Here is a 21,840-nt window from a genome sequence, read left to right as displayed (position 1 = left end):
GTGAGCGGGGCCCGGCCGTGCTTTGGTCGGCCCAGGCCGGGCCCCGTGTCTCTGGTGGTCGGGTGGTCCGATGGGGGTCGGGGTCGGTCATCACGCCGCGACGGATTCGGCGTCGGCCTCGGCGTCGCTCCGGCTGAACCGCGCTGCCTCCGCACGCTCCGCCCTGAGCGCGTCCCGCAGCGTGCGGGCGTTTGCCTGAGAGGTCCGTACGGTCTTACGGATGGCCTCGGCGGTCAGGGCTTCGGCGCCCCAGTCGGCCGTGGTGGCGCGGGCTTCGCTCAGCAGCTCGTCCGCCGTACGGACGGGCTTCGCCTTGCCGGGCTTACGGGGACGGCGCGCGGGCTTCTCCGGCTTCGGCTCGGGCTCGGGCTTCGGGGGCTCGTCCTGCTCCTGCTCCTGGTCCGCCTCGGCGACGGGGGCGAGTTCGCCGAGCTTGAGCAGCACGCGGGTACGGCGCGGGGTGTGGCGGCGCCAGTGCTTGCCGTACCGCTCGCGCAGCTCGGCCCGGTCCAACTGGCGCTGCCGCTCGCGGGCCAGCGCGTCGCCGTAGGACGTGATCTCCCACAGCGTCATGCGACGCCACAGGGCGAACGTCGAAGGGAAGGCCAGCAGCCAGCGGGAACGGCGGATCTTCTCCATCCGGCGTCCGGTCACGGCCCCGATCCGGACCGCGTAGACGTGCGCGGCGATCTCGGAGAGGACCACCCACAGCAGCGGCATCGTGCCGTGCGCCAGCTTCGCCGAGAGGCTGTGTCCGGCCGCGACGTTCAGACAGCAGGTCACCAGCGTCAGCGCCCACGGCACGAAGCGGACCCAGGCGAGCGGCATGTTCACGCGGATCAGCAGCAGGTTGGCGGCGGTGAAGACCGGGATCGCCACGTCGATACCGATCGGCAGCATCCACGGCGCGCCAAAGCCCCATCGCTCGGCCGCCTCCGCGACGGCGTCGAAGGAAGAGGCGAGCCCGAGCACGCCGACCCCTCCGGCCGCGACAGCGACGGCGCCGAGGAGAACCTTTTCCGGCTTCGTCAGCGGCGGGACCGAGCCGTTGCCCGCGCCGTCCCTCGCGGGCGCTTCGGTGGTGGCCAGCTCGTTCATGCCGCCCCCGTCCGCGAGTCATGACGGTCACGGGTCGCGGACCGCAGCAGCGGCAGCGTGTGGGACAGAGCCTCGGCGTACAGCGCGTCCCACGCCGCGACCTCGTCGCTCTCGCCCTGCTCGCGCAGGTCCTCCAGTACGTCGCGCGCCGCGTCCAGCCGTGCGGCGCGCTCCTCGGCCGTCTCGTCGGCGAGTCCGACGAACAGCTCTCGGTCGATGCTCAGGGGGCGCTCGTCGAAGCCGAGTGCCAGTTCAACGAACTCTGAGGCGTCAGCCGCCTCTTGGCCACCTATGAAGGTGCGCATGCTCACTCCTGCGTCGCACTGGTCGGGATCACCAGGGCGACGGCCTGTCCTTTGCACGGGTGTGCCGCCGTCCTGGTGCGGGTGATCACGGCATGCGGGCAGGCCGCATCACCGTGCGCAATGGTTCAGCCGGTCCGACTGGATCGACTTGTTCGAACCAGTTGCGCAACGACAGTTGAGCAGCACGACGCGAAGATCGTCAAGAGCTTTGGTTCAAGATGTATGAACCAGTTGAGCAAGTGCGGCATGATGGGCGTATGACGAAGCCGCTGTATCGCCAGGTCGCGGACGCGATCCGCGCTGAAATCGCAGGCGGGACGTACCCGCCGGGCACCAAGCTGCCCTCGGAGCGAGCACTGTGCGAGCGGTTCGACGCCGCCCGCAACACGGTCCGCATGGGCCTGAACGTCCTGGTCACCGAGGGGCTGATCTCGCCAGGGCAGGGGCGGGGGTACGAGGTCCGGTCCGAAGAGGTGTTCGTCCTGAACGCCTCGCGGTCGGAGAACCTGACCCTGCCGCAGGAGGGCGACAGCTACACGACGGACGCGAAACGCGCGGGCCGCCACCCGCACCAAGAGTTCCGCGTCGAGATCGTCACCGTGCCGACGGAGGTGGCCGAACGGCTCCGCATCGAGCCCGGCTCGTCCAGCGTGCTGCGCTTCTGCCTGCGCTACCTGGACGGCGTGCCCTGGTCGATCCAGGCGACCTACTACCCGATGTGGCTCGCCGAGGGCACGCGCCTGGCCGAGCCCGGCGACATAGCGGAAGGCACGACCCGCTACCTCGCCGCCCAGGGCATCGAGCAGATCGGCTACTACGACGAGATGTCCACCCGCATGCCCACCCCGGACGAGGCCCGCAACCTCCAGACCGGCGCGGGCACCCCGGTCCTGCTGTGGATGCGCACCGGCTACGACACCGAACGTCCGATCCGCTGCACCATCACCACGCTGCGCGGTGACCTGAACCGGGTGACCTTCGAGAAGGGCGACCTCGTCGCGCGGGGCGAGGACCAGTGATCATCACGCCCGCGACTCCGGACGACCTGTCCAAGCTGCTCGCCTTCCGCCAGGAGGCGGCAGCGTGGCTGCGCGAGCTGGGCTCGGACCAGTGGAGCCGCCCGTACCCGGCCGACAAGCTGTTGGCCACCATCGAGGCCGGCACCGTCTTCATGCTCCGCGACGGCGACGTGACCGCCGGGACCATCACCCTCACGCCCGAGCCGGAAGAAGGGCTCTGGACGGACGACGAACTCACCGAGCCCTCGCTCTACATCAACAAACTGACGGTGGCCCGCACCCACGCGGGCCGCAACCTTGGCGGCCAACTCCTGGACTGGGCAGGCGACCGCGCCTACCGCGCCTCGGCGAAGTGGCTCCGCCTGGACGCCTGGACGACGAACGAAGCGCTCCAGCGGTACTACCTGCGGCAGGGCTTCACCCACGTGCGGACGGTACTGGGAGGAGACGCGGTGAACGGGGGGCCGCGCGTCTCGGGGTGGCTGGCACAGCGGGCGGCGGGGGCGGGTGAGGTGGCGTTCAGGGATGAGACGGGCGCGCCGGAGGCTGTTGCTTAGCGGTGGACATGAGCACCCGCCGACGCGAGGGGACCACTGCGCCTTCTGCCGTCGGACACGTTGCGGCGTTAGCGGTCTACGGGAGACACCTTCCCGAGCACCGGCTATTACATCGAAAGGGTTGAGTTACAGCCCTGTCCAACTTCAAGACCGGCTGCGCTCCGCTCCACCGGGCGGGCTCCCGGCTCCGCCGCCCTTCGCGCTCATGCCTTCGGCCCGCGCTACGGGCGCTACGCCTACACCCGCCAGATGTGGCTGGGCCGGGCAGTGAAGCGGGCGGATCGCACTTAGCAACTCGCCGCCAAAGAAGATGCCTCCGGCGAGGGATCGGCCAGCATCGGGAGCCGGGGACGAATGGTGGGTGGGTCGGTTAGCTGCGCTGCGGACTGCATTCTAAAGTAGACGAAACCGGTATGCACGTCCTCCGCTAGCCGAGACACTAAATAAGGTCCACGGCTAGGTCGCGCAGATTTGAATCATCCTTTGGGCCGCCCCATTTGAGCCACAACAAATGGGAACCCGATTCCGAAAATAGTTGCACTGCTGCCGCCGAAATATCCACATTGGTTACGAGTAGCAGGCGTCCCTTCGAGCGCCTCATGCTCTTCTCCCAGGAAATCACCGACTGTAGTCTCTTGACGGAAAGTGGGGTTTTCTTTGTTGAATACTTCAATACCCCATAGAGTAGAATCTCGTACTCTAGGCTTTTCTTGCGGCGCCGGGCGATATAGAAATCATATTCGCCGTCAAGATCCGCCCTATGGACGTAAGTGGAGCCCTTTGGGTCTAGGCTCTCCAAGATTGATTCGAGGTGAGAATAGAAGCCTCGTTCGTAGCTCATTGCGTGCACCCAATTTCCGACGGCGGGTGCAGGGCCACCAGCACCGGAAGGTGCCTTCAGGGCCCTAACTGGCAGCGTCACGGTAACTTCGTCGACACTCGAACCACTGACGCCAGGGACTTCGACGCGAACCACTGCTTGCGGGCCTCGGCCTGTGTCGTACGTACGTAGAACGGTTCCTCGCAGAACGTCAAGCCCCCATGGCACCTGAACTTCCTGCCCTGGCTCCGGCATACCCATGATCCTCCTCACCAAGGCCTTTGCCCGCCCAGAAAACCGGCTAGGTAATCACCAACTACATCATCCATCGTCGTCGCCAAGGCATCAAGCGAGCGACGCCAACTTTTGATGACTTGTAGTGTGATCGGATACTTGCCCAGACCTTGTAACTTTAGGAACTCATCTTGGTCATCGTGGGCGATTGCGTTTCTCGCTGTATTTAGGGAGTCTAGATCGCTATTCCAGGTTGTGGCCCTGGGGTTTGCTTTCTTGAGGGCTGGCCAAAGTGAGATGCCTAGATAGGAGAAATCGTTTCCTAGGGCTGCGGGTTGGGCGTTTCCCTTGTCTAGCTTTCTAGATCTAGAGAGCCCACTCCGCAATACTACCGAGAGTCCGGGGTCCGTGACTGGGCTGCATAGGATATCGGCAGCCTCATCGTGAAGGTCACGGGAGAAACCTTGAAATTCTCCAGCGAGCCGCAAGGTAATGGCCCAGTTCAGCTGAGTCGTTCGCCACCGCCTCCCCGGCCCCTTCCCGCCCACCGTGGAATGCGCTGCGAAGAGCTCATCTAGTTTCTTCTTCCTCGTTCCGGACCATTCTGCGTAGGCGGCTGATGGCACTGGATCGCCCCCGTGGTTCGATGACTTGCAGAAGAGTACAGCTGCTCGTTGAGGTCTGACGGCCCGTTTGAAGTGTTCCTACCGCGCATTCTGGTGGCGACTCGGTCAACGTGAGCGTCCGCAGAACCCGGCGTCATGCGACGTGGGGCGCAAGCGGTCCACCTGTACAGCAGCGAAGTACAGAACCCCAGCGGTCAGGCTCGGCCGATGACGCCCATTCCGAACCGTTAGGTGGCCTATATGATGCTTGGTGACCAATCTGCGTTGGCTACAGCTCAGAAGGTCTCTAGGCCCGTGTCCCAGCTACAGCAGACCATGCGCGGCCCCTGTTCCGGTGCGTCTCGGTGCTCTGATCCGTCCTCGGTCCTGGTGGCTATCCGAACGCCTCAGCGGGCAGGCGTCCGCCCCGGCCGAACGCGGCCCCCAGCGAGGCCGGGTCGGTGAGCTTGCCTGTGCCGTCTGGGCGTTCCAGCCAGCACATGCCCTGTGCCCCGTGCTCCGGGGAGGGGCAGAGCAGCGGCCAGCCCTTCTCGTGCACGGTCAACTGTGTGAGGTCGGCCAAGTGCTCGTGGGCGTCGGGTGGGACCAGCCACCAGGCGCGCTCCGTCTCCGGGTGGGCGAGGACCGGGCCGAGCAGGCCCGCGCGGGAGAGGGGTTCCATGGCGCGGACGCTGCGCAGCAGGTCTGCTTCGACAGCCGCCCAGTAGGGGCCGGTGGGGATACGGGCGAGTTCGTCCCGAGCCCAGGCGGCGAAGACCGTGTCCGGGGTGGGTGAGCAGTTGGCGAGCCAGTCCGCGCCGCGAATCGTGTCCGTCATGACGCATCCCCACGCCGCCGTACGGCCGCCACCGTGGCGGTCAGCCGTGCCGGGTCCGTCAGCGGCGGCGTCCCGCAGAACCGCGGGGGTACCTCCCAGCGCACCGGATGCGTGGTCGCAGTGGTGCTGCCGGGGAGGCCGATGCGGCTGCCGTCGCCGAGGGGCTGGGTGCCGGGCTCGGTCCAGGTCTCGGCGGTGCCGACCGGGACGAGGACGTACCAGCGGGGTGCGGCGGATCGTGTGGTGACCGCGATCGGCCCGCACGGGGAGGGCCCGGCCTTCAACCGTTCGGTGACGGCAGCGCCGAGGTCGCCGTCGATCGCTACCGCGTCCCACCACACCCCGGCGTCCACACCGGCGAACTCGTCCTCTAAGGGCAGCCAGGCGGGGCGGACCCGCAGCCCCGCTGCCGGGGGCATCTCCACGTCCATGACCAGGACCGTAGGGAGGATGGTTCTCCCCTGTCGCGTCTGGTTCGCGATGGTTCTCGCGTCACCTCGCGTGGTGCACGGTGGTGCTCACGGCAAGGCGAGCGAGGCTCGGGCGCGGGCGATCAGACGGCGGGCGTCGGCGCCGTAGACAGCCGCGTCGGTGAGCCTGTCCCACAGCCTGACGTACAGGGCGATGTCCTCGGCGGTGTCGAGCCACATCTCCGCGTTCCAGGTGTCGGCGACGATCAGCCCGTCATCGATGATCCAGAACCCGTGCTTCGGGGAGAGCTTCAGCCGCCTGCCCAGCGGGATGACGCCGAGCCGGACGGTGTCCAGGCCCACCAGGCCGAGGAGCCTGTCGAGCTGGGCGGCCATGTCGGCGGGCGCGCACCGCTCGACGTACAGGGCCGCTTCCCAGATGACGGCCTCGATGGTGTGGCCGGGCTCGTACAGCACGTCCTGGCGGCGCATCCGCGCCCGTACCCCCGCTTCGATGTCGCGGGGTGTGCCGTGCCGCTCGGACACGTCGGTGAGGACGCAGCGGGCGTATTCGGGGGTCTGGAAGATGCCGGGGATGATGGCGGGCTCGAACAGCCGGATGCGCTCGGCCTCGCGCTCCTGGACGACGTTCAGTTCCTGCACCACGCGGTGCCCTGCCGCGAGCTGCCGACGCCACGAACGGTAGGTCGTCTCCAGCCCCCGCAGACGGCCCTTCAGCTCTCCCAGCGCATCAGGCGCACCGGTCTGGCGCGCCCACGTCTCCAGGTCGGCGTTCGTCGCGGTCTGGCGTCCGTTCTCCAGCTTGGAGACCTTCGAGTGCGTCCAGCCGCAGCGCTCCGCCAACTGCCGCGTGGTCAGCCCGGCCTCGGTGCGCAGCTCGCGCAGACGCGCACCGAGGGACTGCCGGGCCTGCTGGAAGTCGGTGCTCACGCGCCCGCGTAGATCTGCGCCCGGAACTCCTCACGGGGTACGGCGAAGTGCCAGGCCGCATCGCGGATCTGGCAGTACCGCAACACCTGTGCCGCGTCTTCGACCAGTTCGGCGCCGAGGTAGGCGTCGTCCTCGTCGAAGTGCATGCGCAGTGCGATGCGGGAGTCGAAGAGCCAGAAGTCCTCGGCGGGCAGGCCGATGGGCTCGGCAGCCGCCCGCCACAGGTTGCGGATGTCTTCCCCGGCCGCGTTGTTGCTGGCCGAGCCCTCGAAGAGGAAGCGCTGTTCCTCGGTGGGCGGGTCATCGACCACCCGGACCCGTTCGAACCTCTTCCCCAGCGCGGTCTGCCGCCGCACGTTCACGCACCACGGGCGGCTGGTGTCCAGCGGCAGACGGCCCGCGAGGAAGAGTTGGTACCGCTCGCCGTCGCGGTCGGAGGCGTAGCCGCGACGGGTCTCCAGCCGCCAGGCGACGTGTGCGAACTCCTCGAAATAGCTGCCGAACGTCGCGTCGTCGATGAAGTCCGGCACGTGCTCTACTCCTTGGGCGCGAAGCGGATCAGCAGGTCTCGCGGGACGACGACGGCGGACTCTCCGTCGAGGACGTGACTGAGCTGGGCCAGCTCCTCGGGCTCGGTGACCGTGTAGCCCTGGATCACGATGTCACCCGTGGCCTCGTCCTCGTAGACGGTCGGACACTTCCCGTCCTCTGAGCTGGTACCGATCATGCGGAGCTTACGAGTCATGCTGGTCTCCGATCACGCAACAGGTTACCGGTCCGCTCCGCACAGTAGCGGGGAACGATCTGCATAAGTGGCGGGACGAGCAAAGTCGACTCCGACCGACCCGGTATCGCCGTCGACGCCAACTTGGAGAAGTTCACGTATGTCTTCCTCAAGTTCCGCAGCAAGTTCGGCGCTTCCGTGCCAGGTTCCCGCGCCTCTGTGGCCAGGTCATTGAGTCCACGGATCACGGTCTGATCAGCTACGTCCCCAGGAAGCCAGCAGTTCTCCACGCCCTTGTCCGCAGGTGTGGCTCTCAACTGCGCGCAATGCAGGCCATGTTGGCTAGAGGCGCCATTCCCCGCGTTGTCAGCGACGTGCCGTAACGTGACTGAGCAACAGCAAGGGCGCGCCTACCCCTTGGCGTAAGGAAATCAGGCGCGCCCCAACTTCGACCCTGGAGGACCTATGTCCGTCCCGGCTCTCGGTGGCAATCCACTGCTGGATAGCCACCTTCTTCGTACTCTCGCATGCGGCTCTGACAGTCGCAAGGAACACGTGATCATCGCCATTGCTCTTACGCTCGCATGCGTTATCAACGGCGACACGGTCACAGGTGCGCTGGAGCAGATGACCCGCCTAACCGTCGTGGTGACCATTCTGGTCATCGTGCGGGCTCTAGTTGGAGCTGTGGAGCGCGGGCGGTCAGGCGCAAGTGCTGCCTAAGAGCAGCTGACATCAGCACCTGACATCAACACCCACGAACGGCAATGATCCTCCCCGACCTTCAGCCAACGACCAGCCCCGGACCTCGGCCGATTCCCCGAGGCCGCTCACGCCCATGATCGACCTGATAAGGATGAGGCCCCTGGTTCAAGTCCAGGTAGCCGCACAGCAGTAGACCGGAAGGTCTCGACGCCCGGTCCCTCTTCGGAGGGGCCGGGCGTTCTGCGTTGCGGTGGAGCCGCGTGATGGGATGCCGGGATGGAAGACCGCGTGCTGTATCTGTTCGGCTCCGCCGCGCCGCCCGTGCTCGATATCGAGGATGTCGTCCGCGATGCGCAGGGGCGGGGGTGGACGGTGTGTGTCGGGCTGACGGGGACCGCCGCGCTGTGGCTGGAGGAGCGGGTGCCGGCGCTGGAGGAGCGGACCGGGTATCCGGTGCGGAGCGCCGTGCGGATGCCGCGGGAGGTGGAGGTGTGGCCGCGGGCCGATGTCGCCGTCGTGGCTCCGGCGACGCTGAACACGGTCAACACCTTCGCGCTCGGGCTCACCCCGGACTTCGTGTCCGGCTACGTCGCGGAGGGCATCGGGAAGCGGTGGCCGCTGGCGGTGATGCCGTGCGTGAACGCGGCGTACGCCACGCATCCGCAGTTCGGCCGCAGCGTCGAGACGCTGCGCGGGGCCGGGGTGCGGATGCTGTACGGGGACGGCGGCTTCGTGCCCCGGCCGCCAGGGGAGGGCAGGCCGGATGAGTACCCGTGGCACCTCGCGCTCGACGCGGCGCGGGAGCTTGTCGACGGTTAGCCCCGCTACGTACGCCTCGGCTCGCGTCATGTTTCACGTGAAACAGCGTCGTGCGGGGCTACGCGTCCGGGAACTGGCAATTGTTCGGGGAATTCGATGATGTCGGAGAGGGATAAAGGAATCCGCAGAATGCGGAGTCGGGCAGTCCGGGACGGGTGGGCCGACAGGGGTGTGCGGGTCGCGGGATAACCGGAAACATGGGTTGACCTGCGGTGATGCGGCGAAGGTGGGGGCAGTGGGGCGGAAATCGTGGGGCGTTTTTCTAAAGATCGCGCACCCGGTGTGAGGCCCGGCCGTCGGACGGTGACCTACGCACATGAGGAGATCATCTTCGGGCGGGCCGACTGCTTTGTACGGGAGGGTGGTTGGGTATCATCGGGCGCCAGAAGGTCCCAACGTCTCTCAGAAGGACGAGGTAGCGCGGTGAAGAAGCTTCTCCTGGTCGCACTGGCCGCCGTCGGCGGGCTCCTCGTGTACCGCCAGATCCAGGCGGATCGCGCCGAGCAGGATCTGTGGACGGAGGCGACCGACTCCGTGCCCGCAGGTTCGGGTGTGTGACCCACAGACACTCATCGAGCGAGGCCCCGACCGCGTGGAAGCGGTCGGGGCCTCGCTCGTGTACGGGGCTCCCCCGCGACCCGCTTCGGCGGACAGCTGTGGTGTGAGTGACGCGGATGACGCGGGTGACGTGGGGATACCGGCGGACGGCGGTGGGCACCGCGGTGCAGGATGGAGCCGCCGCTGAACGGCAGTCGAGGGAACGGCAGGGGTGGCGCGTGGCACTGACATCTTCCGGGGGACGCTCCCCGAACGCCCGTGAGCGGGCGGCCGTACGAGGGGCCGGTGGCGTGCCCGGCGGCACGGCGGCGGTGCTGGCGCTGTGCCTGGTCGCCGCGCTGCCCGGTTCAGCGCTGGCGGCGGACGAAGCGGGCGGGACCGACGTGCCCGGGTACGGGATCGCCGAGGACGCGCGGCAGATCAAGGGCGCGGCCAGCAGCGGGGACGGACCCGAGCTCAAGCCGGGCACCTACCGGGACACGATCGGGCGCGACGAGAAGCGGTACTACAGCGTCAACCTCGACGCGAAGAGCAGCGCCTTCCTGTCCGCCGTGGCGGCGCCCGAGCCGGGATCGAAGGTGGAGACCGTCGGCGAGGGGCTGGAGATCAGCCTGGAGACGGTCGACGGGGACGAGTGCGGCTCGGACGACCCCCAGTTCCGCGCGGGCGGACGGTCGTACCCGATAGCCGGTACCGCCTCGCGGCTCATGGGCGCCGACGACGACTGCCAGAAGGCGGGCCCGTACCTCCTCTCCGTCGAGCGCGTGGGCTCCGACACGTCGGGGCGCGGGCGCTGGCCGCTGGAACTGCGCTACATGTCCGAGCCGGGTCTCAAGGGCAGCGTGCCCACCGCGCCGGGCGACAACGGCGCCGACGACGAGCCGCCCGCGCCGGTCACCGGGAGCGCCAAGAAGCAGGCCAAGGGCGGCACCGGCTTCAACGACGCGGGTGCGCTCTCCACAGGGGTGTGGAAGGACGCCATCGAGCCGGGCGAGACCCGTTTCTACCGGGTGCCGGTCGACTGGGGGCAGCGGCTGAACACCAGCGTGGAGCTGAGCAGTTCCAGCGGGGGCGGCGAGTTCCCGCCCACCGTCTTCAACGCGCTGGGCCTCACCGCGTACAACCCGGCACGCGGACAGCTCGAGGACGACGACTTCACCGACTACCACGCGGAGTCGGCGTCCGTCGGCGCGTACACCCCCGTCGTGGACTTCGGGAACCGCTTCGCGAACTCGGGCGCCGAGGCGCCCTTCGCGGGCTGGTACTACCTGGAGGTGACGGCCTCCCCCGAGCTGGCGAAGTACTTCAAGAAGTCGGCGCCGCTGACCCTCCGCGTGGACGTGCGGGGCAAGGCGAAGGAGGCTCCCGCGTACGACGGGGACGCGGTGGCCGCCGGGTTCGGCGTCAGCGAGGACGACAGGGAGCAGGCGGAGGAGGGGCTCAGCGCGGCGGAGGCCGAGCGGAGCGGAACCCTCCGGGTGGTGGCCGTCACCGGCATCGGCGTGGGGGCCGGGCTGATCCTGGTGCTGGTCGCCTGGACGCTGATCGCGCGGCGGCGGGCGGGACGCGACGCGACCGTCGCCTCCGCGCCTCATCCCCAGCAGCACGCCCAGCGACCCCAGCCGTACGGGTATCCGCCGTCGGGAAACGGCTGGCAGTGAGAAGGGGGGCGCTGGAGCGGACTAGCGCAGCTCTTCCGGGGGCGTGCGCTTCTCGTCGACGTCCTCGGTCCGCTCCAGCTCGCCCCACACCACGTAGCGGTACTTGGAGGTGAAGACGGGCGTGCACGTGGTCAGCGTGATGTAGCGCCCGTCGTCCTTCTTGCCGGACTCCTCGGGGACCGGGTCCAGGACGTCCACGTTGTACTTGGAGGTCTGCGGGAGCGTCGCGTACACCTTGTAGACGAACCAGGTGTTCTTCGTCTCGAAGACGATCGCGTCGCCCTTCTCGATCTTGTCGATGTCGTGGAACTTCGCGCCGTGGCCGTCGCGGTGGGCCGCCAGCGAGAAGTTGCCCGACTGGTCCTGCGGCATCCCGGACTTGACGGGCTTCGTGTAGTAGCCCGCGATGCCCTGGTTCAGCTCCTTGGGGTCGGTGCCCTTCTTCACCAGCACGTCGCCCTCGGACATCGACGGCACGTGCAGGAAGCCGATGCCGTCCTTGGTGTCGAGGTTGCCGGGGCCGCGGTCGGCGGTCCAGCTCTCGCGGACCTTGTCGCCCTCGCGCTTGGCCTCGCGGTCAGCGAGGACGTTCGTCCACCACAGGGAGTAGACGACGAAGAGGGCCAGCACGAGGCCCGCGGTGATGAGCAGTTCGCCGAAGACCCCCACGGCCATGGCTATCCGGCCCCGCGCCGAACCCTTCCGGCGGGGTTGGGGCGCGGGGGCGGGCTCGGGCTCGGGCTTCGACTTGGCCTCGGCCTCGGTCCCGGCCTCCGATGCGGGCTCGGGCTCGGGCGCGGTGGCCTTCTCGTCGTGCTCGGTCTCTGCCACCGCGTACCGCCCCGCTCTTCCGACGCTTCCCGACCCGACCCGTCTACTCGACGAGGGCGTCCGGCTTCCCCTTGCTCCGCGGACGCTCGTCGACCATTTTGCCCCAGACGATCAGACGGTACTTGGAAGTGAACTCAGGGGTACATGTGGTCAGCGTGATGTAGCGCCCGGGCTCCTTGAAGCCCGACTGGGGCGGAACCGGCCCGATCACGCCCGTGTTGGACGGGGACGTGGAGGGGAGGCGGTTGGTCATCTCGTACGTGTAGAACTTGCTCGCCGTCTCCACGACGATCTCGTCCCCCGCGACCAGCTTGTTGATGTAGCGGAACGGCTCGCCGTGGGTGTTGCGGTGGCCCGCCAGCGCGAAGTTGCCCTTCTTGTCCCAGGGCATCGCGGTCTTGAGGGGCTCTTCGTCGTAGTGGCCGACCATGCCCTTGTCGAGGACCTGCTTCTTGGAGACGCCCTGCGCGATGGGGGAGTCGATGCCGATCTTCGGGATGTGGATGATGGCGAAGCCCTCGCCGGGCGCGAACTCGCCGGCGGCGCGCTCGGGATCGGGCTGCTTGTCGCCCTTGTCGTCCTTCCACTGCTCCTGGAGGTCGCTGGCCGCGCCGCCCGCCTGCTGGCCCGCGAGGACGTTCGTCCACCAGAGCTGGTACGCGACGAAGAGCAGCATCAGCACGCCGACCGTGATGAACGCTTCGCCGATGAAGCGGCTGGCGATGATCGCGGGCCCGTCCTTGGCGGCGCGGGCCGCGCGTCTCGCCTCCAGCCGGGTGCCGGCGGGGCGCGGTGCGGGCGGCGGGGTCTTGTCCGCGCGGCCACGGGCGGCGCGGTCGCGGTGTTCGGCCCGCCCCCGGCCCTGCGCGGCGCGACGGCGCGCGGCCCGGCCGCCGAGTTCCGCCTCGGTGGGCTTCCGGAGCCCGACGGTGCGACGGTCGTCCTCGGCGGAGGGCGCAGCGGGCGCGGCGGCGGGGGTCTCGCGTCCGACGACGGGCAGCGCGGCCGTCTCGGTGAGGTCGGCGGCCGGTGCGGACGCGGGTGCGGGCGCCGGTGCCGGGGTGGCGGAGTGGCCCCAGCCGACCGTGGGCCGGTCGGGCTGGGCAGGCTGGGTGGGCTGGGGCGCCGGTATCGGCCCGTCGACGGGTGACCACGCGCCCTCGGAGCCCTGTACGGGCTGCTGTCGGCCTGGCGGAGGCGCCTGCGCCGTCCCGGTGCTTCCGCCGCTCCCGGGGCCCTGGAGCGGCGCCTGTGCCTCCTGGGGCGCCTGTGTCTGCCCACGCGCCTGTGTGTGCGCCGGGGCGTGCCGGCCCTGCGCCTGTCCTGGGGCCTGCCCGGGGGCCGCCGTCCCGCCGTACGGGGAGGCCGGGGGCACATAGCCCTCCTGGCCGGGGAGGGGGTCGGTCAGCGGGTCGACGGGCTGCCATACGGGCTCCGCCTGCGCCTGCGACGGTGCGGGCGTGGGGGCGGGCGCAGGCGTGGGCGCCGACGGTGGTGCGGGGTCCGTCTCTGGAGCCCGGTGCGGCCTGAACCAGGGCGATACGGGCCCGTCCTGCCCCCGCGCCTGTCCCTGCCCTTGCCCCTGCCCGCCCGGCGAGGGCTCCCGCGCGGATCCCGTCGCGTCCTGCCCCGGACCCGTCGCACCGGACGGCCCCACAGGGCCCACAGGCCCCACCGGGCCAGCCGGACCCGGGTGCCCGGACGGCCCCGGAAGGGGATCGTTGAGCGGATCCGCCAGCGCGTCGACAGCGGCCTGGAACGCGTCCGGGGCCTCGTGCCCGTCGTACCGCTCCTGGCCGCGCCCACGCCGATCCCGCCCGTACGGCTCACTTTCAGAACCCCCGGACGAGGCGCCGTACGAGCCCCCGTAAGCACTCTCCTCGTGCTCCGGGCGCACCGCCGTCACGTGGCGATCAACCCCTTGCCCTCGGCATGGTGGACCACCGCCGCCAGTCCGGCGGAGCGCTCGACGGCGCCCGCGTCCCCGCATTCGCCCAGCCAGTTGGCGAGCATCAGGTGTCCCCACTCGGTGAGGACGGACTCGGGGTGGAACTGGACTCCCTCGACCGGCAGTTCACGGTGCCGAAGCCCCATCACCAGCCCGGTGTCCGTCCATGCCGTCACGCGCAGTTCGTCCGGCAGGGTGTCGCGTTCGACGCCCAGGGAGTGGTAGCGCGTGGCGGTGAAGGGCGAGGGCAGCCCGGCGAAGACGCCGGTGCCGTCATGGCTCACCCGTGAGGTCTTGCCGTGCAGCAGCTCGGGCGCCCGGTCCACGACCCCGCCGTGGGCGACGGCCATCGACTGCATCCCCAGGCAGACCCCGAAGACCGGGATGCCGGAGGCGGCGCAGTGACGCACCATCCCGACGCAGACGCCCGCCTGTTCGGGGGTGCCGGGGCCTGGCGAGAGCAGGACGCCGTCGAAGCCCTCTTCGGCGTGGCGCAGCTCGGTCTCGTCGTTCCTGACGACCTCGCACTCGGCGCCGAGCTGGTACAGGTACTGGACGAGGTTGAAGACGAAGCTGTCGTAGTTGTCCACGACGAGGATGCGCGCGGCCATCAGCCAGCCCCTGCCCCGCCACCGTTGTCCACGGTGACGTCGTTGAAGGGGAGCATCGGCTCCGCCCACGGGAAGACGTACTGGAACAGCAGAAAGACGACGCCGAGCACCAGCACGAGCGAGATCAGCGCGCGTACGTAGGTGTTGCCCGGCAGATGCCGCCAGATCCAGCCGTACATCCCGCGATGCCGTCCTTTCCGTCTCCGCGCCCGCCGTCCAGGCGCGCCCACCAGAGTACGGTGCGGTGCCCCGGGGCGTGGCCTCAGCCGGTCAATCCGTCAATCCGTCAGTGCCTCGGGTTTTCCCTCCACAACGGGCTGGGTGGCGTCCAGATGGGCCCAGGCGATCAGCCGGTGACTGCTTCCCCACTCTGGATCACAGGTCGTAAGAGTGAGGTAACGACCGGGCTCGCGGTAGGGGGTCGCGGCCGGGTCGACGGGCTTCGGCACGTCGGCGAGCACGCCGACGTCGCTGGGCAGTGTCAGATACGGGCGGTTGTCGATGCGGTAGGTGAACCAGGTCTTCCCGTCGGTCACGACGACCGCGTCGCCCGGACGCAGCCGGGGGAAGTCCTTGAAGGGGTCGCCGTACGTGCGGCGGTGCCCGGCGACGGCGAAGTTCCCCTTCTCGCCCAGCTTCGCGCTGTCCGTGTAGTGGCCGAGGCCCTTGCGCAGCGTCAGCTTGTCGGTGTTCTGGAGTACGGGCCTGGCCCAGTCGGAGCCGAAGCGCGGGACGTACATCACGGCGAAGGAGCGGCCGTCCTCGTAGGCGGCCTGCTTCCCGTACCCCGCCCCGTCGCTCCCCGCGTCCCCCGTGCCGCCGCCCGTGCGCCCGTCGGCGTCCGCGTCCGTACCGGCGCCGGAGTCCGCTCCGCCGCCCGCGACGGGTCCCGAGGACCAGCGGTCCTGGAGGCGGGCGATCTCGCCGTCACCCGCGTCGTCGGCCCGTACTCCCGTCCAGTAGAGGAAGTAGACGACGAAGAGCACGATGACGACGCCGACGGTGATGCACAGTTCGCTGAAGGTCCTGACAACGGCTCGTAACGCCACGGCTGTCACTCACTTCCGCTCGGCTCACTCCTTGGGCTGCGCGTAGTGGAGATCCACTGTGCCGGAGTAGCCGGGAAGAGTCACCGCCTTGGGCTCGTCGACTTTCCAGCCGAGCCCGTACGCGTCGACGTACTGCATGTAGTTCTGGATCGCGGGTGACGCGTCCAGGGCACGGCGCAGCTTCTCCTGGTCGCCCACCGCGGTGACCTTGTAGGGCGGAGAGTAGACGCGGCCCTGGAGGATGAGCGTATTGCCGACGCAGCGGACCGCGCTGGTGGAGATGAGCCGCTGGTCCATGATCTTGATGCCCTTGGCCCCGCCCTGCCACAGCGCGTTGACCACGGCCTGGAGGTCCTGCTGGTGGATGACGAGGTCGTTCGCCTGGGGCTCGGGGACGCCGGGGACCTGCGCGGTGGCGTCGGACGGCGCGTCGTCCAGGGTGACGCTCAGGCCCTCCCCGGTGACCTTTCTGGTGCCCGCGGCCTTCTCCAGGCCCGTGAGCTTCCTCTCTTCCGCCGCGCTGCTGCCGCTGTCCCGCTTCGCGAGCGAGTCGACCTGCGCGCGGACGGCGGCGGCCGAGGCGTCCAGCTCCGCGTTCTTCCTGCTCCGCTCCTGGATCAGGTCGGACAGGCGCAGCATGGAGTCGTCGGAGCGGATGTTGGTGCCCTGGGCCGTGTTGAAACTGACCCAGAAAATGAGCCCGGCGAGTGCGAAGACCCCGAGCGTGGCCAGCCGTACAGGACGGATGCGCAATCTGGTCACCGTACCCTTGTCTCCCTCCGCCGCGGGGAAGCACTACGCTAACGGACCACCACAGCGTCACTCCTCCCGGCCACGTCCAGGGACATGTCCACGGACGGGCCGAGGGGAAGAACCAGAGCGCGGTCACGAAGCGCATCGACAGGAGAGTCTCTCGTGCCGAAGTCACGGATCCGCAAGAAGGACGACTTCACACCTCCCCCGGAGAAGAAGAAGGCGACCGAGATCGACCTCAGCGGCGGTGGACGCCGCTGGGTGGCCCCGCTGATGCTGGCGATGTTCGGGCTCGGACTCGCGTGGATCGTCGTGTTCTACGTGACCGAGGGCTCGATGCCGGTCGACGCCCTGGGGAACTGGAACATCGTCGTCGGCTTCGGCTTCATCGCCGCGGGGTTCGTGGTCTCCACCCAGTGGAAGTGAGCGGGTTCCGGCGCCGGTGAGGTGCCGGTGAGGCTCTGCTGGGGGTGCCGCTGAGGCGCCGGTCAGGCCCCGGTCAGGTGCCGCAGAAGCGTTTCTCGGGCGGAGTTATCCACAGGCTGATCCACAGGGCTGGAAAACTTCACAAGATCTGTGGATAACTTCGCTGAGGTTGACGCCGATGTGATCGGGTACCCGTCTCGCCCTCCGGCCGCCACCCCTGTCTCGCTGGGAAAACGCACCTTTGAGCGAGCCTGGACAGCCGTTCCCCGCCCTATGCACAAGATCCGGCGCTTGCTGTGGACAACTCCCCCTTCCATGGCCCCTCCTGGCCCGCCGGAGGGGCTCACGGGCAGGGTTATCCCCCGCATGGGCTACGCGGTGGGGCCCGTGCGGACTACGGGGTGAGCTGGAGCGTGCGGACGACGCAGACCGCGACGATCACGAGGAGCATCGCGGCGCACGCCCCGTACTGCACCAGCGTCCGCTTCTCGCGCGGCGCGTGCACCATGGCGTAAGCGATCACGGCGCCCGTGACCAGGCCCCCTATGTGGGCCTCCCAGGCGATGCCGGACCAGGTGAAGGTGAAGACCAGGTTGATCGCCAGCAGGATGAGGATCGGCCGCATGTCGTACTGGAGCCGCCGCATCAGCACGGCCGTGGCCCCGAAGAGCCCGAAGATCGCGCCCGAGGCGCCGAGCGAGCCCTGTCCCGGTGACGCGAGATAGAACGTCAGCGCGCTGCCGCCGAGCGCCGCGAGGAGATAGAGCGCGGTGAAGCGCACCCGCCCGAGCGCCGCCTCCAGCGGCGGCCCGAGGAACCACAGGCCCAGCATGTTCATGATGATGTGCCAGGGCTCCTGGTGCAGGAAGGCCGACGTCAGCAGCCGGTACCACTGCCCCTCGGCGACGCCCTCCACAGGCCCGAACTGCTCCGTGGCCGCTCTGCCGAACAGCAGCAGATCCTCGACGATCCTGTCCCCGAGCGCGAGCACCGCGACGAAGACGGCGACATTGACGCCGAGCAGGATCTTGGTGACCAGGCGGGGATCGGACGCCAGGGAACCCCCGGCTAGCGTGCGCGGCTGATTCGCGGCGCGCGAGTGTCCGGTGCCCGAGCCGGTCCTGACGCACTCGGGGCACTGGAATCCGACGGAGGCCGGGATCATGCATTCGGGGCAGATGGGCCGCTCGCAGCGGGCACAGCGGATGCCCGTCTCGCGGTCCGGGTGCCGATAGCAGCTCGCCACCGACCGCTGCGGCTGGTGCTGCTGCTCCTCCATCGCTCAGTCCCCTCCGACTCCGGCGTCCGCGCGGCGGAAGACCCCGCCCCGCCTGTCCCTTCTACGGACGGGCGGGGCGGAACAGTTCCCGGGCCCCCGCGCGGCGGGGCCCGTGAGATGGGGCGTGGCGGGCGCCGCGTGGTGGCTCAGCGCCTCGGCGGCCCCGTGGTTCAGCGGCGCTCGATGACGACCGACTCGATCACGACGTCCTGGAGCGGACGGTCGGTGCGCGGGTTGGTGCCGACCGCGGCGATCTCGTCGATGACCTTCTGGCCCGCGGGGTCCGTGACCTGGCCGAAGATGGTGTGCTTGCCCGTCAGCCACGCGGTGGGCGAGACGGTGAGGAAGAACTGCGAACCGTTGGTGCCGGGGCCCGCGTTCGCCATGGCCAGCAGGTAGGGCTTGTCGAAGGCGAGGTCCGGGTGGAACTCGTCGCCGAACTCGTAACCGGGGCCGCCGGTGCCGTTGCCCAGGGGGTCGCCGCCCTGGATCATGAAGCCGCTGATCACCCGGTGGAAGACCGTGCCGTCGTACAGCTTGTCCGTCGACTTCGCGCCGGTCGCGGGGTGGGTCCACTCGCGGGAGCCCTCCGCCAGCTCGACGAAGTTCTTGACCGTCTTCGGCGCCTGGTTCGGGAAGAGCTGGACCACGATGTCGCCGTGGTTGGTCTTCAGGGTGGCGTAGAGCTGCTCAGCCACGATCTACCTTCCATCTGTCTGCATTGACTCCGACGATCCTCCCACGGACGCTGGGACCGGAACGGTGCCGAATGCCTCGGATGCGCTCACCTGACATGCCGGAACGGGCGTAGCCAGGCATGATCTTCGAATCGGGTGGAAAGCGACAGTGTGTCTCCTCGGAGGAAATCCCCCGAGCCCTGAACGACACGCCACCAATGAGGAGGAACCCGTGACCCGCAAGGACAGCGTGCGCGCCGCGACCGGCAACGCGAAGGAGAGTGTGCGGCACGCGGCGGAGGTGGTGGCGCCCTACGCGGGAACCGCCCGGGACACCGCCGCCCATTACGCCCACGAGGCGGGTGCGCGGCTGGGGCCCAAGGTTTCGGTTGCCGCGCGGCACGCCCGTACGACAGCGCGCGACGGTTACGACCGCTCCGTCAGCTACATGGCCCCCCGTGTCGCGCAGGCCCGTGAGGCGCTGCCTCCGGAGCTGGACAAGGCCGCCAGCCGGGCCGCCAAGCGGACGCGGCGCGCGGCTCGCAAGGCGGGGGAGTACGCGGCGCCGAGGATCGAGCACGCCGTGGCGGACGCGCGCGCCGCCGCCGGTCCGGCCCGCGACGAGGCCGCCTCGCGCGGCACCGCCGCGCTGGCCGCGCTGCGCGGTCAGGTCACGCCGAAGGACATCGAGAAGATCACCCGCCGTCAGGCCCGCCGCGCCCGTACGGGGCGGCTGGCCAAGCGGCTGGGGGTGCTCGGCCTGCTGGCGGGCGGTGCGTACGCCGCCTGGCGCTGGTGGGACAAGCAGGCGAACCCGGACTGGCTGGTCGAGCCCCCGGCCGCGACGGAGGTCGGGGACCGCTCGCCCCTCAGCTCGGTGGACAGCACGTCCGCCGGGACCGGGGCCGGGGCCGCAGCCGCGGCCGGGTCCCGCGAGGGCGAGCTGGACCCGGAGGTCCAGGCGAAGCAGGCGGAGGCCGACGAGCGGTGACGCGCTGAGGCGCTGCCGCGCTGACACAGCGCCGGCACATGGTGGGGACGGGCGGAATCGTCGTCCGTCCCCACCGTGCTGTCCGTCCCCACCGTGCTGCCGAGGTGACCGGGGCCGGGACCGGGGCCGGGACCGGGTCAGCGCTGTGGAGGGGCGTGCCCGTGCCCCCGGCCCAGCCAGGTCAGCGCCGCGACGGTCATGGCCCGTACGCCCGTGTCGACGGTGGGCTGGATGAGGGGCGCGAAGAACGGCGAGTGGTTGGAGGGGATGTCCCGGGGTGTGGTGCCGGACTGCTCGGCGGCGCGGTAGATCTCCGGGTCGCAGCCGCCCACGTACCAGTAGCAGACCGGAGCGCCCGACTCCGTCCCCAGTACGCCGCAGTCCTCGCTGGCCGTCGCCGGACCCGGATCGAGCACGGCCTGCTCGCCGAAGTGGCCGCGCAGCGCCGCGACCGTACGCGCCGCCGCCTCCGCGTCGTTGACCAGCACGGGGAAGGCGCTGACCGGGGTGATCTCGGGCTCCCTCTCCGCGCCCGCTGCCGACGCCTCCGCCTTCACGATCCGCTCGACGGCCGCCAGCACGGTCGCCCGTACGTCCTCCGTGTACGTACGGATGTTGATCAACAGCTCCGCCTCGTCCGGGATGACGTTGTCCTTCGTACCGGAGTGGAAGGCTCCCACCGTCAGTACGGCCGTGTCGGAGGCCGCGATCTCGCGGGAGACGACGGTCTGGAGCCGCAGCACCGTCGAGGCGCCCATGACGACGGGGTCCACGGCGGACTCGGGCCGCGAGCCGTGCGCGCCCTTACCGAACATCCGGACCCGCAGCCCGTCAGACGCGGCCAGTGCCGGGCCCGGATGGCAGGCGAGCAGCCCGGCGGGGAAGGGCGCCACGTGCTGGCCGAGCACGACGTCGGGGTCGCCGATCTCCTCGAAGAGCCCGTCGTCCACCATGGCCCGCGCGCCGCCCCCGACCTCCTCAGCGGGCTGGAAGACTCCCACCAGCGTCCCCGACCACTGGTCCGTGTCCCCCGCCAGCAGGTCGAGGGCGCCGAGCAGGCAGGTGATGTGCATGTCGTGCCCGCAGGCGTGCGCCACGGGCACCTGCTTGCCGTCCGGGTCGGTGCCGGTCGCGGTACTGGCGTACGGCAGGCCCGTCTGCTCCCGCACCGGCAGCGCGTCGATGTCGGCCCGCAGCAGCACCGTCGGGCCCTCGCCGTTGCGCAGGACGCCGACGACGCCCGTACGGCCCACGCCCGTGCGCACCTGGAAGCCGAGCCGCTCCAGCTCCCCGGCGACGACGCCCGCGGTGCGGGTCTCGGCGAAGGACAGCTCGGGGTGGCTGTGCAGGTCCTTGTACAGCTCCTCCAGCCCGGAGCGGATCTCCCCCAGCCGCCGCCGCACCACGGACGCGACGGTCCTGGCGCCCGGCTCTGCGGGGCTCGTCGGCCGGGTTCCTGACGGCGCGTCGTGCGAGGGCTCTGACGGTGCGTCGTGCGGGGGTCCTGAGGGTGTGCTGTCCATCTCCCCAGCCTCGGCGACGGGGGTGCGCGGCGCCCAGCGGACGAGGCATCGGGGGTACATCGGCGCACACCGTACGACCGCCGTCCAGCTCCGCACCGTGCTGCACAGCCGCGTCACCGTCGGACAGGCCAAGGGCGTCCTGGCCGTGCGCCTGGGCACCAGCGTGAACGCGGCCTTCGACACCACGCGCGCCCACGCCCGCCGCCACCACCGTCGGCTGACGCAGGTCGCCCAGGAGGTCATCGACAAGGAGCTGGTCCCGGACGAGGCGGTGTGACGGGGGCGCTGTGTGACGAGGGGGCGCTGTGCGACGGGAGCTGTGAACACGGGGTTTCACTCCGTTCAGCGTTTTTTCGTCCGCTCCTCGCGTTCCGCCGGAGACCCGGGTGGCATGCACGGAACAGAGGGCCCGTCGCGCTGACCCGGCCGACGGCGCCCCCTCCCGTGA

25 protein-coding genes are annotated in these 21,840 nt (G+C 69.7%); 8 read left to right on the top strand and 17 right to left on the bottom strand.

The window, feature by feature from the left end:
* Window positions 1-90: 90 nt before the first annotated feature.
* Together ACWGJ2_RS03395 and ACWGJ2_RS03390 are read right to left on the bottom strand one after the other, a co-directional pair.
* Complete coding sequence (locus tag ACWGJ2_RS03395; protein ID WP_453344243.1) at window positions 91-1,098, bottom strand: DUF2637 domain-containing protein; 1,008 nt, start codon at window positions 1,096-1,098, stop codon at window positions 91-93.
* Complete coding sequence (locus ACWGJ2_RS03390) at window positions 1,095-1,403, bottom strand: hypothetical protein (RefSeq protein ID WP_453344242.1); 309 nt, start codon at window positions 1,401-1,403, stop codon at window positions 1,095-1,097. The genes ACWGJ2_RS03395 and ACWGJ2_RS03390 overlap by 4 nt, the downstream gene beginning before the upstream one ends.
* A 257-nt stretch (window positions 1,404-1,660) precedes the next feature.
* Between ACWGJ2_RS03390 and ACWGJ2_RS03385 the strand changes: the two genes are divergently transcribed.
* Together ACWGJ2_RS03385 and ACWGJ2_RS03380 are read left to right on the top strand one after the other, a co-directional pair.
* A complete protein-coding gene (locus ACWGJ2_RS03385) occupies window positions 1,661-2,422 on the top strand; it encodes a GntR family transcriptional regulator (protein WP_453344241.1) in 762 nt (253 codons plus the stop codon).
* Window positions 2,419-2,979, top strand: a complete 561-nt coding sequence (locus tag ACWGJ2_RS03380) for a GNAT family N-acetyltransferase (RefSeq protein ID WP_453344240.1) — start codon at window positions 2,419-2,421, stop codon at window positions 2,977-2,979. Before ACWGJ2_RS03385 ends, ACWGJ2_RS03380 begins: the two co-directional genes overlap by 4 nt.
* 439 nt (window positions 2,980-3,418) lie before the next feature.
* Here the strand turns inward: ACWGJ2_RS03380 and ACWGJ2_RS03375 are convergent, their stop codons facing one another.
* From ACWGJ2_RS03375 to ACWGJ2_RS03350, 6 genes are all read right to left on the bottom strand, one after another.
* Window positions 3,419-4,060 carry a hypothetical protein gene (locus ACWGJ2_RS03375; protein ID WP_453344239.1) on the bottom strand — a complete coding sequence of 214 codons (642 nt, stop codon included), beginning with the start codon at window positions 4,058-4,060 and terminating at the stop codon, window positions 3,419-3,421.
* A 972-nt stretch (window positions 4,061-5,032) separates the two neighbouring features.
* Window positions 5,033-5,476, bottom strand: coding sequence for a hypothetical protein (locus tag ACWGJ2_RS03370; protein WP_453344238.1), 444 nt, complete (start codon window positions 5,474-5,476; stop codon window positions 5,033-5,035).
* The gene (locus tag ACWGJ2_RS03365) at window positions 5,473-5,907 is read right to left on the bottom strand and encodes a hypothetical protein (protein ID WP_453344237.1); all 435 of its coding nucleotides are present in this window, start codon (window positions 5,905-5,907) and stop codon (window positions 5,473-5,475) included. The genes ACWGJ2_RS03370 and ACWGJ2_RS03365 overlap by 4 nt, the downstream gene beginning before the upstream one ends.
* Window positions 5,908-5,994: 87 nt before the next feature.
* A complete protein-coding gene (locus tag ACWGJ2_RS03360; protein WP_453344236.1) occupies window positions 5,995-6,837 on the bottom strand; it encodes a helix-turn-helix domain-containing protein in 843 nt (280 codons plus the stop codon).
* Complete coding sequence (locus tag ACWGJ2_RS03355) at window positions 6,834-7,367, bottom strand: DUF6879 family protein (RefSeq protein WP_453344235.1); 534 nt, start codon at window positions 7,365-7,367, stop codon at window positions 6,834-6,836. The genes ACWGJ2_RS03360 and ACWGJ2_RS03355 overlap by 4 nt, the downstream gene beginning before the upstream one ends.
* Before the next feature lie 5 nt (window positions 7,368-7,372).
* Window positions 7,373-7,582 (bottom strand): hypothetical protein, encoded by a 210-nt coding sequence (locus ACWGJ2_RS03350; protein ID WP_453344234.1) that lies wholly within the window; start codon window positions 7,580-7,582, stop codon window positions 7,373-7,375.
* A 960-nt stretch (window positions 7,583-8,542) separates the two neighbouring features.
* Here ACWGJ2_RS03350 and ACWGJ2_RS03345 point away from each other — a divergent pair.
* From ACWGJ2_RS03345 to ACWGJ2_RS03335, 3 genes are all read left to right on the top strand, one after another.
* Window positions 8,543-9,085: a flavoprotein gene (locus ACWGJ2_RS03345; protein ID WP_453344233.1), complete on the top strand. Its 543-nt coding sequence runs from the start codon at window positions 8,543-8,545 to the stop codon at window positions 9,083-9,085.
* A 423-nt stretch (window positions 9,086-9,508) separates the two neighbouring features.
* A complete protein-coding gene (locus ACWGJ2_RS03340; RefSeq protein WP_212732741.1) occupies window positions 9,509-9,643 on the top strand; it encodes a DLW-39 family protein in 135 nt (44 codons plus the stop codon).
* Between the two features lie 218 nt (window positions 9,644-9,861).
* A complete protein-coding gene (locus ACWGJ2_RS03335; protein WP_453344232.1) occupies window positions 9,862-11,304 on the top strand; it encodes a hypothetical protein in 1,443 nt (480 codons plus the stop codon).
* Between the two features lie 21 nt (window positions 11,305-11,325).
* Here the strand turns inward: ACWGJ2_RS03335 and ACWGJ2_RS03330 are convergent, their stop codons facing one another.
* The 6 genes from ACWGJ2_RS03330 to ACWGJ2_RS03305 form a co-directional block, all read right to left on the bottom strand.
* Window positions 11,326-12,135, bottom strand: coding sequence for a class E sortase (locus tag ACWGJ2_RS03330; protein ID WP_453344231.1), 810 nt, complete (start codon window positions 12,133-12,135; stop codon window positions 11,326-11,328).
* Window positions 12,136-12,178: 43 nt separating this feature from the next.
* Complete coding sequence (locus ACWGJ2_RS03325; protein ID WP_453344468.1) at window positions 12,179-13,510, bottom strand: class E sortase; 1,332 nt, start codon at window positions 13,508-13,510, stop codon at window positions 12,179-12,181.
* A 527-nt stretch (window positions 13,511-14,037) separates the two neighbouring features.
* Window positions 14,038-14,694 (bottom strand): aminodeoxychorismate/anthranilate synthase component II, encoded by a 657-nt coding sequence (locus tag ACWGJ2_RS03320; protein WP_453344230.1) that lies wholly within the window; start codon window positions 14,692-14,694, stop codon window positions 14,038-14,040.
* Entirely contained in the window at window positions 14,694-14,873 is a 180-nt protein-coding gene (locus tag ACWGJ2_RS03315; RefSeq protein ID WP_453344229.1) for a hypothetical protein, read from the bottom strand. The genes ACWGJ2_RS03320 and ACWGJ2_RS03315 overlap by 1 nt, the downstream gene beginning before the upstream one ends.
* Window positions 14,874-14,972: 99 nt before the next feature.
* Window positions 14,973-15,743, bottom strand: coding sequence for a class E sortase (locus tag ACWGJ2_RS03310; protein WP_453344228.1), 771 nt, complete (start codon window positions 15,741-15,743; stop codon window positions 14,973-14,975).
* Window positions 15,744-15,767: 24 nt separating this feature from the next.
* Window positions 15,768-16,505, bottom strand: coding sequence for a DUF881 domain-containing protein (locus tag ACWGJ2_RS03305; RefSeq protein WP_453344227.1), 738 nt, complete (start codon window positions 16,503-16,505; stop codon window positions 15,768-15,770).
* A 153-nt stretch (window positions 16,506-16,658) separates the two neighbouring features.
* On the opposite strand from ACWGJ2_RS03305, the gene crgA reads away from it, so the two are divergent.
* A complete protein-coding gene (gene crgA, locus ACWGJ2_RS03300; protein WP_453344226.1) occupies window positions 16,659-16,922 on the top strand; it encodes a cell division protein CrgA in 264 nt (87 codons plus the stop codon).
* A gap of 394 nt (window positions 16,923-17,316) precedes the next feature.
* On the opposite strand, the gene ACWGJ2_RS03295 is transcribed toward crgA, so the two are convergent.
* Both ACWGJ2_RS03295 and ACWGJ2_RS03290 read right to left on the bottom strand, forming a co-directional pair.
* Window positions 17,317-18,201, bottom strand: a complete 885-nt coding sequence (locus tag ACWGJ2_RS03295) for a rhomboid family intramembrane serine protease (protein ID WP_453344225.1) — start codon at window positions 18,199-18,201, stop codon at window positions 17,317-17,319.
* Between the two features lie 170 nt (window positions 18,202-18,371).
* Window positions 18,372-18,899: a peptidylprolyl isomerase gene (locus ACWGJ2_RS03290; RefSeq protein ID WP_453344224.1), complete on the bottom strand. Its 528-nt coding sequence runs from the start codon at window positions 18,897-18,899 to the stop codon at window positions 18,372-18,374.
* A 211-nt stretch (window positions 18,900-19,110) separates the two neighbouring features.
* Between ACWGJ2_RS03290 and ACWGJ2_RS03285 the strand changes: the two genes are divergently transcribed.
* Window positions 19,111-19,869: a DUF5324 family protein gene (locus ACWGJ2_RS03285; RefSeq protein ID WP_453344223.1), complete on the top strand. Its 759-nt coding sequence runs from the start codon at window positions 19,111-19,113 to the stop codon at window positions 19,867-19,869.
* Between the two features lie 137 nt (window positions 19,870-20,006).
* Here the strand turns inward: ACWGJ2_RS03285 and ACWGJ2_RS03280 are convergent, their stop codons facing one another.
* Window positions 20,007-21,392, bottom strand: coding sequence for an amidohydrolase (locus ACWGJ2_RS03280; protein ID WP_453344222.1), 1,386 nt, complete (start codon window positions 21,390-21,392; stop codon window positions 20,007-20,009).
* On the opposite strand from ACWGJ2_RS03280, the gene ACWGJ2_RS03275 reads away from it, so the two are divergent.
* The gene (locus ACWGJ2_RS03275) at window positions 21,382-21,669 is read left to right on the top strand and encodes an ANTAR domain-containing protein (protein ID WP_453344221.1); all 288 of its coding nucleotides are present in this window, start codon (window positions 21,382-21,384) and stop codon (window positions 21,667-21,669) included. The genes ACWGJ2_RS03280 and ACWGJ2_RS03275 overlap by 11 nt on opposite strands.
* Window positions 21,670-21,840 lie beyond the last annotated feature (171 nt).

This window comes from Streptomyces sp. NPDC054796, from assembly GCF_053611545.1.
The sequence above is the reverse complement of the archived record's forward strand: the minus strand, read 5'-3'. Positions and strand labels throughout refer to the sequence as shown.

Bases quoted from the DNA above. Each gene is read 5' to 3' on its own strand.
- ACWGJ2_RS03280 (WP_453344222.1), bottom strand. From the start codon at position 21,392: ATGGACAGCACACCCTCAGGACCCCCGCACGACGCACCGTCAGAGCCC.
- ACWGJ2_RS03375 (WP_453344239.1), bottom strand. From the start codon at position 4,060: ATGGGTATGCCGGAGCCAGGGCAGGAAGTTCAGGTGCCATGGGGGCTT.
- ACWGJ2_RS03390 (WP_453344242.1), bottom strand. From the start codon at position 1,403: ATGCGCACCTTCATAGGTGGCCAAGAGGCGGCTGACGCCTCAGAGTTC.
- ACWGJ2_RS03315 (WP_453344229.1), bottom strand. From the start codon at position 14,873: ATGTACGGCTGGATCTGGCGGCATCTGCCGGGCAACACCTACGTACGC.
- ACWGJ2_RS03320 (WP_453344230.1), bottom strand. From the start codon at position 14,694: ATGGCCGCGCGCATCCTCGTCGTGGACAACTACGACAGCTTCGTCTTC.
- ACWGJ2_RS03295 (WP_453344225.1), bottom strand. From the start codon at position 18,201: ATGGAGGAGCAGCAGCACCAGCCGCAGCGGTCGGTGGCGAGCTGCTAT.
- ACWGJ2_RS03370 (WP_453344238.1), bottom strand. From the start codon at position 5,476: ATGACGGACACGATTCGCGGCGCGGACTGGCTCGCCAACTGCTCACCC.
- ACWGJ2_RS03385 (WP_453344241.1), top strand. From the start codon at position 1,661: ATGACGAAGCCGCTGTATCGCCAGGTCGCGGACGCGATCCGCGCTGAA.
- ACWGJ2_RS03395 (WP_453344243.1), bottom strand. From the start codon at position 1,098: ATGAACGAGCTGGCCACCACCGAAGCGCCCGCGAGGGACGGCGCGGGC.
- ACWGJ2_RS03345 (WP_453344233.1), top strand. From the start codon at position 8,543: ATGGAAGACCGCGTGCTGTATCTGTTCGGCTCCGCCGCGCCGCCCGTG.
- ACWGJ2_RS03365 (WP_453344237.1), bottom strand. From the start codon at position 5,907: ATGGACGTGGAGATGCCCCCGGCAGCGGGGCTGCGGGTCCGCCCCGCC.
- ACWGJ2_RS03350 (WP_453344234.1), bottom strand. From the start codon at position 7,582: ATGACTCGTAAGCTCCGCATGATCGGTACCAGCTCAGAGGACGGGAAG.